Origin of the sequence: Paracoccus simplex (assembly GCF_042648325.1) — a bacterium.
Classification (GTDB): domain Bacteria; phylum Pseudomonadota; class Alphaproteobacteria; order Rhodobacterales; family Rhodobacteraceae; genus Paracoccus; species Paracoccus simplex.
On record NZ_JBHRXE010000001.1, the window covers coordinates 138,042 to 155,443 of the forward strand.

The following is a 17,402-nucleotide window of genomic DNA, read 5'->3' on the forward strand; positions in this document are numbered from 1 at the left end:
GGCGCGGATGGGACAAGAACGGGCATATCTGGCGGGAATCGCCGCCCTGGCGGTCTGGCTCGCCTGCGGTTCGCTCGCGCAGGCGCAGGGGCTGGTGATCACGCCCTTGCCCTCGGACCAGGTGATCCGCGCCTCCGAGGCGCCGGCCGTGCCGCCCCCGTCGCAGCTCGGCCCCGAGCCTGCCCAGCCTGCCGCGCCCGGACCGGATGCGCCTGCCCGGCCCGGCCTGCCCCGGCCCTCGATCATCGTCGGCGATCTGGCGGTTCTCGCGGCCTACGACCCGCGCGGCCCGCTGGGCCTGCCCTTCGCGGCGCGCGAGGCGATCCGGCAGCGCGACCCGGCGCTTTTCGACCGGCTGCTGGGGCGCGGCGCCTTCGATCCGGCCGCCGACCGGCTGGCCGAGGCGATCCAGACCGAATTGCAGCGCATGGACTGCTATGGCGGCAGCATCGACGGCGATTGGGGCTCGGGCTCGGCGCGGGCGGTCGAGCGCTGGTCGCAGGCCGCCAAGGCCGAGGCCGGCAGCACCCCCGAGATCCCGCTGTTCCGCAGCATCGTCCGCAGCACCAGTTTGCGTTGCGCCGCCGTCGCCGCGCCCGTGGCGGCGCAGCCGGCGACGGCCTCGCGCGCCAATGCCAGCCGTGCGGCCTCGTCGCGCGAAAGCCGCTCGGCCCCTGCCGCCCGAACCGCGCCGCAGCGCGCGCAACCCTCCCGCGCCGCGCCAAGCGCGCCGACCACCACCCGGCAGATCAACCCGTCGCTGATGGGTTCGGGCATGTTCCGCTAGGCCATGGCCGAGGTCGATCCCCGTTTCCGGCAGATGGGCAAGGGTGCGCGCCGCCGCCGTCGCCGCGTTTCGGCCCTGCGGGGCGGGGCGGCGGCGCTGGTTTTGACCGGGCTGGGGGCTTGGCTTGGGCCGATGCTGGCGCCGCGCCTGTCGGCCCTGCTGACACCCGGTGCGGACCCGGCCATGGTGCAGGTGGAATCGCAGTTCGACATCGCGCCGGTGGTGCGCGGCGACACCTTCACCGACGTTCCCGGCGACCCGATCATCATCCCGCCCCCGGAAGCGGGCGAGGGCGAGGGCGCGCGGCAACTGCCGGCGCCGGCGGCATTGGCCGTCTCGGGGCGGGTGCCGGGGCGGGCGGCGCAGCTTGCGCTTCTGGACAGCGCGCTGGTGCCGCGGGACCGGCAACTGGTCGCCGCTTTGCCTTCGACGCGCGAGGAATTTGCGCTGTTTCAGGCCGAACGCGGCCGCGAGCGGCTGATGAATGCCAGCCTGGCCCTGCCGGGCTCTGGCGCGGCGGCGCCCGATCCTGCCTCGGGCATCGTCTTCCTGCGCGCCGCCGCCAACCGCACGCCGCTGTGGCGCGAGACGATCCTCGAGACCGCGCGCGACACCACGGTCCAGGCGCTGCTGACCGAGAACGGCTTCGACGCCGACAGCGCGTCGCGTCTGGCCGAGCGGCTGCAAAGCCAGCTTTCCCTGCCGGGCGAATTGCCGCGGGGCGCCGTGCTGGCGCTGCGTTGGCGGCCCCGCGACGGCGGCCGCGAGGTGGTCCAGCTGTCGCTTTACGGTCCCCAGGGCTATCTGGGCTCGCTGGCGCTGTCGGCGGCCGGCCAGCTGGCGGCGGCGGCGGATGCCTGGGCCGACCAGCCGCTGCTGCAGGACGCCATGGCCCGAGCCGGCACCCCGGCGCCGCAGGGCCAGCAGCGGCTGCTGGACGTGATCTATTCGGCGGCGCTGCGCGGCGACGTGCCGCCCGAGGTCATCGGCGAGGCGCTGGCGCTGATGTCGCAGGTCTTCGATCTGGACGGCTATGCCGATCCCGAGGACCGGCTGACGCTGATCTATGCCGACGGCGCCGCCGACCGGCCGGGCGCGGTGCTGTTCGTGGGCATCAGCGGCCCATCGGGCGACAAGCCCTGCTATGTGGTGCCTGCCGATGAGGGATTCGAGTGCTACGCGCCGGGCGCGCGCGTCCGGCGGCCGGATGCTTCGGACGGGCTGTTGCAGCCGGTGGGCGGCGTGCTGTCGCAGCGTTTCGTCCCGCCTTCGGCCGATGGAGAGGCCGAGACGGGCCGCGGGCAGGTCGTCTGGACCGCGCCGCAGGGCAGTCCCGTGATGGCCGCCGCCGCCGGCCGCATCACCGCGCTGGACGGCGATTCGGTCGAGATCAGCCATGCGGACGGGCTGCTTAGCCGCTATCTGGGCCTTGCCGCCGTCACCCCGGATCTTGCCCGGGGGGCCGAGATCGCCCGCGGCGCGGTGCTGGGCCGGGCCGGCCTGCCGCCCGGCCGGTCCGAGCCGGGTCTGGCCTTCCAGCTTGTGCAGAACGGCCGGCCGGTCGATCCCCTGCCCCTGCTGGGCGGCGGCGGCGAGGTGCTGGCCTCGGATTCCATCGAAGCGCTGATCGGGCATATCATCCGGGTGGAAAGCGGCGGCGACGCCACGGCGAAGAACCCGCGCTCGACCGCGACCGGCCTTGGACAGTTCATCGAGGGCACCTGGCTGCGGATGATGCGCAGCTATCGCCCGGACCTGGTCGCGACGCTGGGCGCGCGCGAGCTGCTGGACCTGCGGCTCGACCCGGCGCTGTCGCGGCAGATGGTCCGCCACCTGGCGCAGGAGAACGAGGCCTATCTGCGCGCGCGCGGCCACGGCATCTCGGCCGGGCGGCTGTATCTGGCGCATTTCCTGGGCCCTGCCGGGGCCGACCTGGCGCTGCGCGCCGACCCGGCGCAATCGGTGGAAAGCGTGATGGGGCCGGCGGTGGTCGGCGCGAACCCCTTCCTGCGGCGCTGGTCCATCGCCGACCTGCGCAACTGGGCCGAGCGCCGCATGAGCGGACCGGCAGGCGCGGCGGCGCCGGTCGAGACCATGCCCGCGCAGCCGCTGACCGCCGAGTTGCGGTCCTTCGTCGCCGAAATGGACCGCCTGCGGCGCAAAGGACAGGGTTGAGCGCGAAAATCGGCCTTTGCGGCCAATGGGGCTTGTGCTGGCGGGGCAGGCCAAAGTAACCCTTTTAACCATATTCGCGTGCGCCCTGCCTCCTTGCAAAAAGTAGACATTGCCAATGCTGCCAATTTTTATCACGCCGATGCGGCGCTTTGCCCGCTCTCATCTGTTTCTGACCACCGCGCTGATCTCGCTGGTCGGCTTGCCGCTTTGCCCCGGCGCGGCGCGGGCCGAGATGTATCTCGACAACGTCGATCCCGGCGATGGCGAGATCGAGGTCGCGGATGGCACCTGGAGGTGGTGGAGCGACATCTGGACCGACGAGAACGGCGAGAATGCGACCGAGCTGCCATCGACCGAGATCGGCGTGCTGCGCGGGCAAGCGGACGATGACATCAACCTGAGGATCGGCGGCACGGTGGAGGCCGGCGGGCTGACCGTTGAACGGGGTAACTTCACGCTGTCCGGCGATCGGTTGCGGGCGGGGGGCGGCACTTTGGCCCTCTCAGTTGCTGAAGGGACTGCGCTTGCGATTTCGTCGCGTATCGACAGCGACACGATCACCATGAACGGCGAGGGAAGGCTTTATCTTGGCGGTGACACGACCGGCGACATCACCAGCGATGCCGACCTGGTCTTGGCCGGTAATCACGACGGCGATGTCGTCAGCAACGATTACCTGTCGATCAGAGGAACGATTGATGGAACCGTCCGTAACAATTTTCAGCTGAACCTGCGCGGCAGGGTCGGCGGCTTGCTCGAGAACAATGATCTCATGTTTGTTGTTCTGGACAGTCGGGTAGGGGATCTGACGAACAATGGAACCGGACGCCTGCATGTCCTGGAGGACCGCACGCTGTCGGTTGACAATACTGTCCAGAACAGCGGCAGGCTGAACCTCAGCGGCGTGCTGGATGGGGATGTGGATACGGCGGTTGACGGGCGTGTCGATCTGTTCGGCGGCCGGCTGCAGGGCAACCTGGCCAATGCCGGGACGCTGGAGGGCGAGGGCACCATCACCGGGCATGTCACCAACAGCGGCACGGTCACGGCGGGCAGCAACATGGTTGTCGGCGGGATGACCAATGACGGCACGGTGGTGATCGGGGCGGGGAACCGGCTGGAGGCTACCGGCTCGGCGCTGCAGAATAACGCCCAGTTGACCGTGAACGGCAACCTGGCGGGCGGGCTTGACAACACCGCGACCGGCACCATGACCATGGGCGAGAACGCCATCATCGGCGGCGGCATCGACAATGCCGGCACCATGCAGATTGCCGGGCAGATCCTCGGCCGGCTGTCGAATGCCAGCAGCGTCACCACCGCGGGCGACGTCAGTGTCGGCCGGCTGATCACCCATACCGCCGGCACCACCACCATCGGCGCCGGGCATGAGCTGACTGCCGGCGAGCGCGTCGAGAACCGCGGCCGGACCAATATCGACGGCACGCTGACCGGCGACCTGCTGAACGCCGACGGCACCACGGCGCTGCGGGGCGGCACGGTCGACGGCGATGTGCAGAACGACGCCACCATGACCGGGCACGGCCGCGTCACCGGCACGCTGGACAACAACGACAGCCTGACCACCACCGGCAACCTGCGCGTCGGCCGGCTGGACAACGACGGCACCACCACGGTCGGCGCCGGCCATGTGCTGACCGCGGACCAGCGCATCTCGAACGACGGCACGCTGAATGTCGGAGGCGCGGTGACGGTGACCGGCAGCGACGGCATCCAGAACAACAGCGGCGCCACCCTGGCGCTGGACGGGGCCGAGATCACCGGCAACGTCACCAACCACGGCACGATGCTGGTCAATTCCTCGTCGCAGGTGACCGGAGACCTGACCAACCGCTCGGACCTGACGCTGGACGGCACCGCCGGCGACGTGACGCTGACCGTGGACGGCACCTTCACCAATTCCGGCGTGGTGGACGGCACCAATACCAGCGGCACGCCTTCGGCCATGACCATCGTTGCCGATCTGGTCGCGATCGAGGCCGGCGCGGTGGTGAACAACGTGAACGTCATCGGCGACGTGCTGAACCGCAGCACCCTGACCTATGACCAGGACGCCTTTCTGGACGGCAACCTGACCAATGACAGCATGGGCGAGGTCACGGTCTCGGCCGGGCTGGATGTGCGCGGCAACGATATCGGCAACCGCGGCAGCTTCCTGATCGGCACCGATGCCGATTCCTCGGGCGCCATGACCAATGTCGATGCGCTGACCAACGAGGGCAGCTTCACCATCGCCAGCGGCGCTTCGGCCTCGGCCCAGAGCGTGCTGAACGAGGGCGACGGCGAGCTGATCGTCGCAGGCACCCTGACCTCGGCCGCCGCGGTCGAGAACCAGGCCGACATGAACGTCTCTGGCACCCTTGATGCCGATCTGGACAATGCCGGCACCACCGTGCTGGCGGGCGGCACGCTGGATGGCGCGGTGACCAACAGCGGGCAGCTGCAGGGCAACGGCACCATCTCGGACTCGGTGACGAACAGCGGCACCATGGCGATGAGCGGGCAGGTGTCCGGCCAGATCATCAACATCGGCACCATCAACCAGAACGGCACGCTGAGTGTCGTCGGGCTGATCAATGACGAGCTGGTCAACATCGCCTCCGGCGGCGTGCTGCGCTCGGCCACGACGGTGCAGAACAGCGACCGGCTGTTGCTGGCGGGCCAGCTTGACGCCGCGCTGAGCAACCATGCCGGCGGTCGGGTCACGCTCAGCGGCGGCAACGTGACCGGCGCGGTCAGCAATTCCAGCGAGATGACCGGCAGCGGCACCATCACCGGCGTGCTGACCAACAGCGGCACCGCCACCATCGGCGGCCGGCTGGTCGCGGGCGTGACCAATAGCGGCCGGCTGGAATCCGAAGGCACGCTGCATACCGCCTCGCTGGTGAATACCGGCACGGTGGAGGTCGCGGCGGGCAGCACGCTGCAATCCGATACGGCGGTGCAGAACGGCAACCAGCTTGAGGTGGCGGGCCGGCTGGCCGCCGATCTGGTGAACACCGGCACCACCGCGCTGAGCGGCGGCACCATCGCCGGCGCCGTCACCAATAACGGCCGCCTGACCGGCAGCGGCACCATAGACGGCACGCTGGCGAACAACGCCGCCGCCTATCTCGGCGGTCGGGTGACCGGGACGGTGACGAATGACGGCACGCTGACCAGCAACGGCACGCTCAGCGTCGCCGGGCTGGCCAACAACGAACAGCTGAACGTGGCGCGGGGCAGCACCCTGCTTTCCGACAGCGCCATCGTCAACAACGGCAGCGTGAACCTGGCCGGCCGGGTGCAGGGCGATCTGCGCAACCTCGCCGACACCACGCTGGCCGGCGGCACCCTGGTTGGCCGGCTGGCCAACAGCGGCACGCTGACCGGCAGCGGCACCATCGACGGCACGCTGGCGAACAGCGGCCGGGCGACCATCGCCGGGCAGGTCGAGCGGCTGGAGAACACCGGCACGCTGGGCCTGTCGGGCGACCTTGCGGTCGGGACGCTGATCAATGACGAGGTCGTCGCCATTGCGGCGGGCCGGACGCTGACCACCGGCAACGCGCTGCTGAACCGCGACCGGCTGACCGTGGCCGGGACGCTGGACGGCTCGCTGGACAACCGCGCCACCACCACGCTTGCCGGCACCATCGACGGCAACGTGGCCAACAGCGGCACGCTGTCGGGCGCCGGCCAGATCGCCGGGCTGCTGCACAACCGCGGCACCCTGACCGCGAGCGGTGCGCTGACCATCGGCCAGCTGGTCAATGACGAGATCGTCTCGATCGGCGCCGGCAGCCTGCTGCGCTCGGCCGCGACGGTGCAGAACAACGACCGGCTGGGCCTTGCGGGCACGCTGGATGCCGACCTGCTGAACCGCGCCGGCGGCACGGCCACGCTGGCCGGGGGCACCCTGCGCGGCGACGTGGGCAACCTGGGGACGCTGACCGGGCAGGGCACCATCGAGGGCGTCCTGCAAAACGCCGGCACCGCCCGGATCGGCGGCCGGGTCGGCACGGTCGAGAACCTGGCGGAGGGCACCCTGCGCGTCGGCGGCGAACTGGCGACCGAGGGCTTCGTCAATGCCGGCACCGCGATCATCGCCGAGCCGAACCGGCTGACCATGGCCGATCCCGACGCGGCGGCCGAGGCGGCCCCGGTCGCCGCGCAGAACCTGGCGGGGGGCGACCTGACGGTCGACGGCACGCTGGCGGGTTCGCTGGCCAATGCCGGCCGGCTTGGCGGTGGCGGCACGATCACCGGATCGGTGCTGAACCGCGGCACGGCCGAATGGGACGGCCACATCGGCGGCACGGTCAGCAATGAATCGCTGCTGCGGCTGGGCGGCAGCGTCGCCGGCGGGGTGGTCAACCGATCCGGCGCGCTGACCACGCGCGGCACCCCGACCATCCTGGGCGGGCTGCGCAACGAATCCGGGGCCCAGATCGAGGTCGCCTCGGGCTCGACCCTGGTGACCCGGACCGAGACCGGGGCCGGCACCGCCAGCCTGAACGCAGCCGGCGCCGGCTTCGCGCTGCTCGGCACGCTGCGGGGCGATCTGCTGAACGAGGGCACGCTGAACCAGACCGGCACGCTGGACGGGTCTTTGCAGACCTCGGGAAGCGCGACGCTGGGCGGTCGGATCACCGGCGATCTGATCTATGACGGCGGGTCGCTGACCACCCGGAACGGCCTGAGCATCGGCGGCGATTTCATGCTGAACGCCGATTACACGGTCGGCGCCGGCCGCCAGATCGCGGCGGCCCGCACCGTGGTGGGCTCGGACAGCACGCTGGGGTTGGCGGGCACGCTGAACGGCGCGCTGGTGAACCACGGCATGCTCGATGCCTCGGGCGCCCAGGGGCGCGTGACCGGCGCGGTGACCAACAACGGCACCATCGACCTCGAGGACGACAGCACCGGCGGCGTGCTGACCGTGGGCGGGCTGTCGGGCAACGGCACCTATGCGCTGGACGTGAACCTGCGCGACATGACCGCCGACCGGATCGTCGTGGACGGCGGCGCGGCGCGCGGCAGCTACTATCTCAGCTTCGATCTGGGCGACCGCGACACCATCCCGCAATCCGGCGAGCGGCTGACGCTGATCGACGTGGACGAATCCTTCGGCTCGCAGAACGATTTCGTCTTCCGCCATGACGAGCTGCCGGCCGGTTCCGAGCGCATCGTCTATTCGATCGAGCGCGAGGCCGGCCGAGGCAACCTGGACCTGGTCAGCCAGCTGAACCCGGCCATGGGCGCGATCTTCGGCAACGTGGCGCTGGTGCAGTCGCTGATCGGCTCGGTGGTGAACCGGCCGACCAGCCCCTTCGTCACCTCGCTGGCTTATGAAGACACGGAAAAACCCTGCGGCATCGGCAGCTGGGGACGCGCCATCGGAGGCCATGCCACGGCGAACGGCAATACCGACAATGGCATCAGCAAGGTCGAAAGCGAGGTCAAGGCCGATTACTACGGCATGCAGGTCGGCACCGACCTGGCCTGTTTCGACGACCGTTTCGGCGGCTGGAACATGGCCTTCGGCGTGCTGGGCGGCATCAACCGCGGCTCGACCAGCCAGCCGGTCTATGCGATCAACCCCAACAACTCGCAGGATCTGACGGCGATCCTGACCTCCTATACCTCGACCGATTTCGAACAGCGCTATGCCGGCATCTACGCCACCGCGACGCGCGAGCGGTTCCAGGCCGACCTGCAATACCGCTTCGAGCGCACGGACTTCACCATCGCCAACAACCCGCTGCCCGGCTACAAGGGCCTGGGCTTGGACGAGACCGACTTTTCCAGCGACGCGCAGACGCTCAGCGGCTCGATCAGCTATGCCATGCCGATCGGTGACAGCGGCTGGGCGGTCCTGCCGACCATGGGCTTCGCCTGGTCGAAGATGTCCACGGATTCCATCCCCTTCGAGGATGGCTATCGGCTGAGCTTCAAGGACAGCACCCGCAAGATCGGCTTTGCCGGCGCGACCGTGGCCAAGACCTTCGTGCAGGAGCAGCGGAACTCGGCGCTTTACGCCTTCGCCACCGGCACCTGGTACAAGGATTTCGCCGATCCCACGGTGTCGGTCTTTGCCTCGGATGATACGGATTTCGAGCCGCAGGTGCTGAAATCCGAGAATCTGGGCGCCTATGGCGAGGTCAGCCTTGGCGCGAACTGGGTCAAGGTGCTGGGACCGAAGGCCCGCGGCCGCCAGATCAGTGCCGGCGCACGGATCGACGCGCGCTTCGGCGACCGGCTGGACAGCGTCGGGGTCTCGGGCCAGTTCCGCTGGCAATTCTGACTGGCCTCGGACCGGGCCCGCAGCTAGGTTGGCACAACCGTTGCGGGTCCGGTCCGGGCCTCCGCCGGATCGAAGCGAACAAGAACGGGAGTCGGTGACGCATGTCCTGGTTCAGCAAAGTCGCCTGGAAAGAGGGTCTGTTCCTCCAGCCGCAGCATCTTCAGCAGGCCGACCGCTATCACGAGCATCTGGTCCAGGCCCGCACCCGGCTGATCACCCCCTATCCCTGGGGCGTGGGCGAACTGGTGCTGGACCGCGACCAGGCGCAGCAGGGCATGATCGCGCTGCGCGCCGTCGCCGGCATCATGCCCGACGGCACCCCTTTCGACGCGCCGGGCACCGGACCCTTGCCGGTGCCGGTCCGCGTGCCCGAGGACGCGGCCGGGCAATTCGTCTGGCTGACCCTGCCCGACTCGAGCCCCAACATGCGCGACGCCGCCCCCTATGAGGACGAGGGCGCGACGACCCGCTGGGGCATCGTGACCGAGACGGTCAGCGACAGCGCCTCGTCGGCGCGGATCGAGCAGGTGCTGGAGCTGGCCGTGCCGCGGCTGGAAATCGCGATCCGCAAGACCCCGCGCCCCGGCTACCAGAACATCCGCCTGGCCCGCGTGGCCGAGGTGCGCGACGGCGTGGTGACGCTGGACGAGACCTTCCCGCCGCCTTCGCTGGTCATCGGCGCGCATCCGCAGGTCATGGGCTACCTGACCCGCGTGATCGGCTGGATCGAGGCGCGGCTGGAAAGCCTGTCGCGTTATGCCACCGACCCCTCGGCCGGGGGCGGATTGCAGGCCAGCGATTACCTGATGCTGATGGTGCTGAACCGGCAGATCGGCGTCTTGCGCCACCTGTCCCGCACCCTGGCCGTGCATCCCGAGGCGCTGTATCGCGAACTGGTCTCGCTGGCGGGGGAACTGGCGAGCTTCGACAGCGCCAGCCGCCATGCGCCTGATTATCCGGCCTATGACCACGAAAACCCCAAGGAAAGTTTCGGCGAGATCGTGGCGGATATCCAGCGCCTGCTGTCGCGCGACGTGGGCCGGGCCATCCGGCTGCCCCTGCAGCAGGTGCGGCAGAACTCCTATCTGGCAGCCGTCGCCGACCGCAACCTGTTCCGCGAGGCCACCTTCATCATCGAGGTCGAAAGCGCCAAGCCGCTGTCGCAGGTGCAGATGCAGTTCCCCGAACTGTGCAAGGTCGGTCCCAACACCCGCATGTCGGAAATCGTCAACAACAACCTGCCCGGCATCGCGCTTCAGCACCTGCCGAACCCGCCGCGGCAGATCCGGGTGCTGTCCTCGAACGTCTATTTCCGGCTGGAGCGCAACTCGCCCCTGTGGCGCGAGTTCTCGACCGCGACCGCCATCGGGATGCATTTCGCCGGTGACTGGCCGAATCTGAAGCTGGAACTGTGGGCCGTGCCCGAGAGGTCGTGATGGCGGGCAAGGACGACGACGGCGACAAGACGGTCTTCGGCGGCCCGCTGCCGGGCCAGCGCCCGCAGGACTGGTCGCGCCCGGCGCCGGGGCCGGAGGACGGCCGCACCGCCATCGGCGGGCCGGGCGGCGGCTCGGGCTCGCCCTTCGGCCAGCCGGGCGGCTGGGGCAACCAGCCGGCCGAGGGCCAGACCTGGATCGGCGGTCCGTCGCGGCCGGCCGCGCCTCAGCCGCAGCCCGGCTATCAGGGCTATCCCGGCGGCTGGCAGCAGCCGGCGCAGGGCGGGCAAAGCCCCTTCGGCCCGGCCGATCCCTCGCAGATCGGGCGGGCGGCGGGGCCGGATCAGCGCGGCTTCTTTCCCGACATCGCCACGCAGCAAGCCCCGCAGAACCGCGTGGCGCCGCGCATCCCGCAGGCGCAGGCGATGCAGGTGCGCGACCTGGGCGCGGCCAGTTCCTCGAACCCGCTGATCGCCGCAGCGGCGCCGCTGCTGATCCTGCTCGGGCGGCTGCGCACCGGGCTGGTCGAATTGCAGGTCGCGCCGCTGATGGAGCATGTCACGCGTGAAATCGACCGCTTCGAGCGCAATGCCGTCGCCGCCGGCGTCAACCCGCACGAGGCGCTGGTGGCCAAATACGCGCTGTCCGGCACGGCCGACGACATCGTGCAGAACCTGCCCGGCGCCGATCGCGGCAACTGGCAGCAATATTCCATGGTCGCGCGCTTCTTCCACAAGCGCGATTCCGGCGTCGGCTTCTTCCAGGAGGCCGAGAAGGCGCTTTATGCCCCGGCGCAGAACTACAACCTGCTGGAACTGATGCTGGTCTGCCTGTCGCTGGGCTTCGAGGGCCAGTTCCGCACCATGCCGAACGGCGCGGCCGAGCTTATGCGCATCCGCAGCGCCATCTATGAAAGCCTGCGCCGGGTGCATCCGCGCCCGGACGAGGATATTTCCGTGATGTGGGCGCCGGTGGTGCAGGGCAAGGCCCGCCGCTTCGGCGCCATCCCGGTGCCGGCGGTGGCGGGCATCGCCGCCGTGGCGCTGGTCGCCGCATTCGCGACGCTGCTGACGCTGATCAACCGCGACGGTGCCGTCGCGGCCGAGGATCTGCGCGGCGTGGCGCTGGACGCGCCGGTGATCCAGATCGACCGCACCCCGGGCGAGGTCTATGTGGCCGAGATCCCGCAACTGCAACGCATCCGCGACGCCTTTGCGGCCGAGATCTCGGACGGCCGCGTCTCGGTCGAGGCCAAGGGCGACTATATCGCCGTCCGGGTCGGCAACCTGCAGCTGTTCGATTTGGGCTCGGTCACGGTGAAGCCGGGCTTCGCCGATCTGGCCGGACGCATCGCCGAGGTGCTGAACGGCGAGAGCGGCCCGATCCTGATCGAGGGCCATACCGACAACGTGCCCGTCTCGGGCCGGGGCCGGTTCAAGGACAATTACCAGATCTCGGCCGCCCGCGCCGAGGGCGTGGCCGAGGTGCTGAAACCCTTGCTGAGCGACCCCGCCCGCGTCACCACCGAGGGCCGGGGCGAGGACGATCCGGTCGGCGACAACGCCCAGCCCGAGGGCCAGGCCGCGAACCGCCGGGTCGAGATCATGCTGGCGCGCGAGGGCACCTATGACGCCCCCGCCCCGCAGGAGGCCGCGAATTGAGACTGCTAGGCATCTACGTCCCGACCCCGCGCTGGAGCAAGCATGGCTGGTGGCGCTGGACCGTCACCCTGCTGGGCATCGCGGCGCTGTGCGCGGCGGTCTGGATCGGCGGGCCGATGACCGGCTGGGCGCCCCTGGCCTCGGTGTTCTGGCGCGGGCTGGTCGTCGGGCTGATCCTGGCCACCACGCTGGCGGTGCTGCTGGTCCGCTGGCGCCGCCGCGTCCGCGCCGCCCGCGCCATCGAGCAGGCGCTGGTGCCTGCCGAGCCAGAGGGCGATGGTAAAGCGCTGGCCGAGAAGATGACGGAAGCGCTGGCCGTGCTGAAGAAATCCGGCGGCGCGGCCTCGCTCTATGATCTGCCCTGGTATGTCATCATCGGCCCGCCGGGCGCCGGCAAGACCACGGCGCTGGCGAATTCGGGCCTGGATTTCCCGCTGGCGCAGACCCAGGCGATCAGCGGCTTCGGCGGCACCCGGAACATGGATTTCTGGTTTGCCGAAGATGCGGTGCTGATCGACACCGCCGGCCGCTATACCACGCAGGACAGCGACAAGGTGGCCGACAAGGCCAGCTGGGACGCCTTCCTGGACCTGCTGAAGCGCACCCGGCCGAACCGGCCGATCAACGGCGTGATCCTGTCCTTTTCCGTCGAGGACATGATGCAGCAGGATGCGGCGACGCTGCAGGCCCATGCCGAGACGGTGCGCGCCCGGCTGGCGGAACTGCACGAGCAGCTCAAGATCGACTTCCCGGTCTATGTGATGCTCACCAAGGCCGACCTGATCGCCGGTTTCCGCGAATATTTCAGCAGCTTCAGCCTGAACCGCCGCAAGCTGGTCTGGGGCGTGACCTTCCAGACCGCCGACCGCAAGGCGATCACCCACGAAGCCGTGCCGGCCGAGTTCGACCGCCTGGTCTCGCGCCTGTCGGACGAGATCATCGACCGGCTGTCCGAGGAACCGGACGGCGTCGCCCGCATCGCCATCTTCGGCCTGCCGGGGCAGATGGCGCTGCTGCGCGACAGCGTGTCGACATTCCTGCGCCGGGTGTTCGAACCGACGCGTTACAAGACCAACGCCATCCTGCGCGGCTTCTATTTCACCTCGGGCACGCAAGAGGGCACGCCCATCGACCAGGTGCTGGGCGCGATCCAGGAGCCGGGCATGGGCATCGGCTCGGGCTTCATGTCGGGGCGTGGGAAAAGTTTCTTCATCCACGACCTTCTGCGCGGCGTGGTGTTCCCGGAACAGGGCTGGGTCTCGCATGACCGCAAGGCGGTGCGGCGGGCCTTCGTGCTGCGCTCGGTGGCGCTGGCGGCGATCGCGGTGGCGACGCTGGGGGCCGGCACCGCCATCGGCGTCAGCTACTGGAAGAACCGCGACCTGGTCCGCACCGCCGAGGCCGAGACCGCCAACTGGCGCCGCGCCGCCGCCGAGGAATTGCAGCGCGACGTGATCGACGATCCGGACCTGACGCCGGTGCTGCCGCTGCTGAACGACCTGGCCACCATGCCGGCCGGCTATGGCGACAGCGAGGAGCCCAGCCTGTGGGAAGGCTTCGGCCTGAGCCAGCGCGACCGGCTGAACAAGGTGGCGACGGATACTTATTCCAATGCGCTGGAACGGATGCTGCGCCCGCGGCTGATCCTGGACCTGGAACGGCGGATGCCGGAAATCATCGCCTCGGGCGAGATGACCGAGATCTATCGCGCGCTGAAGGTCTATCTGCTGCTCGGCAAGCAGGGCGAGACCACCGACGACCCGGCCATCGAGGCCTGGTTCGCGCAAAGCTGGCGACAGGACTATCCCGGGCGCACCGGGCTCGAGATGATCGACCGGCTTGCCGGCCACCTCAAGGCCATGCTGACGCTGGACGATCGCCGCGACTTGCTGGTGACGCTGGATCAGGCGACGGTGGATCGCGCCCGCGCCGCGATCGCGCAACTGCCGCTGGACGAACAGGCCTATGCCATCCTCAAGGACGGCGCCGTGGCGGCCGGGCTGCCGGACTGGAACCTGCTGGACGCGGCGGGCGGCGGCGCGGCCGGCCAGGTCTTTGCCACCCGCGACGGCAGCGACCTGGCCACGCTGACCATCCCCGGGCTTTACACCTATGAGGGTTTCTGGGGCTATTTCTACGACCAGCTTGCCGTGGTGGGCGAGGAATTGCGCCGCGACCAGTGGGTGCTGGGCGATTTCGCCAATTCGGACGAGATCGAGGGCCGGCTGGCGCGGCTGGACCGCGATCTGCTGGACCGCTACCGCGCCGAGTTCATCGCCGCCTGGAGCAAGGTGCTGGACAATCTGACGCTGACCTCGATGGTCGCCGACAAGCCGCAATATGCGGCGCTGGGGACGGCGGCCGGGGCGCAGAACTCTCCCATCCTGGAACTGGTCAAGGCGGTGGCCGACCAGACGCAGCTTTCCCGCGAATACGAACAGTTCGAGGGCGAGTTGCCGCCTGCGGGGGCCGAGGCCGGGACGGAGGGAGGCGGCGCGGCGGGCGGCATCGGCGACGCGCTGGCCTCGCGCATCCAGTCGCGCTCGACCGGGGTGCAGCGCATCCTGATGGATGCGGCGATGCGCAAGCAGGGCAAGGGCACCCGCCGCGCCGGCGCCGGGGCCGAGGAGGAGACCAACAGCGTCACCGCCCCCATCGAGGCGATCTCGAAAGCCTTCGAGAACTGGCAGCTTCTGGTCGCGGGCGAACCGGGCAAGCGGCCCATCGACACGCTTTTGGGCAACTTGGGCGCGATCTGGGAAAACCTGCGGCTGGCCGAGCACAATCCCGACCAATCCGCCGCCGCCCTGCCGACGCTGCTGAACTCGCTGACGCAATACAATTCGCAGTTGCCCGACCCGCTGGCGCGCATGGTGACCAAGGCCGAGGGCGATTTCCGCTCGGGCGCCTCGGACGCCTCGATCGAGGTGATGAACCGGGCGCTGACCGACCGCATCACCTTCATGTGCCGCGACAGCGTCGCCTCGGCCTATCCGTTCGGCAGCGGCTCGCGCAGCCTGTCCATCGACAATTTCGCCCGGTTCTTCGGTCCGGGCGGCGAGATGGACCGCTATTTCACCGAATACCTGGAACCCTATGTCGAGCGCAGCCCCGAGGGGCTGAAATGGCGCGAGGACAAGGAGATGACCCAGCGCCTGTCCACCGCCACCCTGCGGCAGTTCGAGCGGGCCGAGCGCATCCGCCGCGCCTTTTTCGCCGGCGGCGGCACCAGCCCTTCGGTCGAGATCACCGTGGCGCAGGTCGATGCGCATCCGACCGTGCAATCCGCGATCCTGGCCATCAACGACACGGTGATCGAGACGGCGACCGGCGCGCTGCCGCGCACCGTGGTCTGGCCGGGTGCCGGCAAGGCCACGGTGCTGCAACTGTCGCCGCCGCTGGCGCGCGATTCCGTGCTGCGCTTCGAGGGCAGTTCCTGGACCTTCATGCAATTGCTCGACGCCGCCCGCTACAAGGAGCAGCGCGGCGACACGCTGCGCGCCACCTTCATGCTGGGCGGGCGCAACATCACCTATGATTTCACCATCAACGCGGTGACGAACCCCTTCACCATGCCCGAGATCAGGGATTTCCAATGTCCGCAGAGCATCGACTGACGGCGGGTGCGGCCGGGCTCTACGGCAAGCACCCGGGATTTGGCGATTTCATCTCGGCCGGGCTGGCCGAGGGCTGGCAGGGTTTCGGCGACTGGGCGCAGGCGGTGCTGGGGCAATGGCGCGACGCGGCCGGGCCGGACTGGCAGGCGCAGTTCGACGCGGCGCCGGCGGTCTGTTTCTGGATCGGCCCGGCCCTGACCGGCGCCGGGCAGGCGCTGCGCGGGGTCTGGCTGGCCTCGCGCGACCGCAGCGGTCGGCGCTTTCCGCTGATCGTGGCGCAGGCCGGCGGCACGCCGCCGGTGCTGGATGCGGCGCAGGATTTCTATCGCGCCGCGCATCGCGCGCTTCTGGACATGCTTGGCGCCGAGGGCTTCGACCCGCGCGAGGCGGCGCGGGCGCTCGACCTGCCGCCGCCGGGTCATGCGGCGCCGGGCTGGCCCGGCTTCTGGGCCGCCAACCCGTCGCTGCCGCCCGAGGGGCTGCTGGCGCAACTGGCCGCCACCGATCACGCCCATGCCACCGCGTCGCGCAGCTATTGGTGGTTCCAGGCCGCCGAGACGGGGCCTTCCGGCCTGCTGTGCTGCCAGGGCTGGCCCAGCCCGCCCGAGATCGGCTGGCTGATCGCCGGCGGCGCCATCCGCGAGGTCGAGGCATGAACACGCCGCAGCCGGCCTTCACCTATGATTTCGCGGCGCTGACCGATCGCGGCCGCCAGCGCGCGCATAACGAGGACAGCATCGCCGCCCGGCCCGAATTCGGTCTCTGGGCGGTGGCGGACGGCATGGGCGGCCATGCGGCGGGCGAAGTGGCCAGCGGCATGATCGCCGAGGAACTGGCCTCGCTGGGCGTGCCGGTCAGCGCCCAGGACCAGCGGGCGCGGGTGATCGAGCGCATCGACCGCGCCCATCGCCGCATCCTGGACCATGCGCAGCGCAACGATGCCGGCGGTGCCGGCTCGACCGTAGCGGCGCTGCTGCTGCACGAGGCGGAACTGGCCTGCGTCTGGGCGGGCGACAGCCGCATCTACCTGCTGCGCGACGGCGCCCTGACCCGGCTGACCCGCGACCACAGCGAGGTGGCGATGCTGGTCGCCGCCGGCCGCATGACCGAGGAGGAAGCACGCAGCTCGGGCCGGCGCAACGTCATCACCCGGGCCATCGGCGTGGGTGCCGCCGCCGATCCCGAGACCGTCACCGGCATGGCCAAGGACCGCGACCGCTTCCTGGTCTGCTCGGACGGGCTGACCGAGCATCTGGACGATGCCGAGATCGCCGCCTTGCTGGGGCGCTCGGGTCCTGCCGCTTCCGTCGCCTCGGCGCTTCTCGAGGAGGTGCTGCGGCGCGGCGCGCGCGACAATGTCAGCGTGATCGTGGTCGATTGCCTGGCGCTGCCGGCCGTGGCCGAGGACGTGGAATAGCC

Annotated in this window: 8 protein-coding genes; all 8 read left to right on the top strand. The window is 69.9% G+C overall.

What is annotated here, in order from left to right:
* The first annotated feature begins 7 nt into the window (after positions 1-7).
* Entirely contained in the window at positions 8-787 is a 780-nt protein-coding gene (locus tag ACFOMP_RS00665) for a hypothetical protein (protein WP_379027475.1), read from the top strand.
* A 3-nt stretch (positions 788-790) separates the two neighbouring features.
* Entirely contained in the window at positions 791-2,962 is a 2,172-nt protein-coding gene (locus ACFOMP_RS00670) for a peptidoglycan DD-metalloendopeptidase family protein (RefSeq protein ID WP_379027477.1), read from the top strand.
* A gap of 115 nt (positions 2,963-3,077) precedes the next feature.
* Positions 3,078-9,269 carry a hypothetical protein gene (locus tag ACFOMP_RS00675; protein WP_379027479.1) on the top strand — a complete coding sequence of 2,064 codons (6,192 nt, stop codon included), beginning with the start codon at positions 3,078-3,080 and terminating at the stop codon, positions 9,267-9,269.
* A gap of 101 nt (positions 9,270-9,370) precedes the next feature.
* Positions 9,371-10,705 carry a type VI secretion system baseplate subunit TssK gene (tssK, locus tag ACFOMP_RS00680; RefSeq protein ID WP_289896345.1) on the top strand — a complete coding sequence of 445 codons (1,335 nt, stop codon included), beginning with the start codon at positions 9,371-9,373 and terminating at the stop codon, positions 10,703-10,705.
* A complete protein-coding gene (gene icmH, locus ACFOMP_RS00685) occupies positions 10,705-12,366 on the top strand; it encodes a type IVB secretion system protein IcmH/DotU (RefSeq protein ID WP_289896344.1) in 1,662 nt (553 codons plus the stop codon). The genes tssK and icmH overlap by 1 nt, the downstream gene beginning before the upstream one ends.
* Entirely contained in the window at positions 12,363-15,983 is a 3,621-nt protein-coding gene (tssM, locus tag ACFOMP_RS00690; protein WP_379027481.1) for a type VI secretion system membrane subunit TssM, read from the top strand. Before icmH ends, tssM begins: the two co-directional genes overlap by 4 nt.
* On the top strand, positions 15,962-16,639 hold the full coding sequence (tagF, locus tag ACFOMP_RS00695) for a type VI secretion system-associated protein TagF (RefSeq protein ID WP_379027483.1): 678 nt from the start codon (positions 15,962-15,964) through the stop codon (positions 16,637-16,639). The genes tssM and tagF overlap by 22 nt, the downstream gene beginning before the upstream one ends.
* Positions 16,636-17,400, top strand: coding sequence for a PP2C family protein-serine/threonine phosphatase (locus ACFOMP_RS00700; RefSeq protein ID WP_379027485.1), 765 nt, complete (start codon positions 16,636-16,638; stop codon positions 17,398-17,400). Before tagF ends, ACFOMP_RS00700 begins: the two co-directional genes overlap by 4 nt.
* Positions 17,401-17,402: the final 2 nt, after the last annotated feature.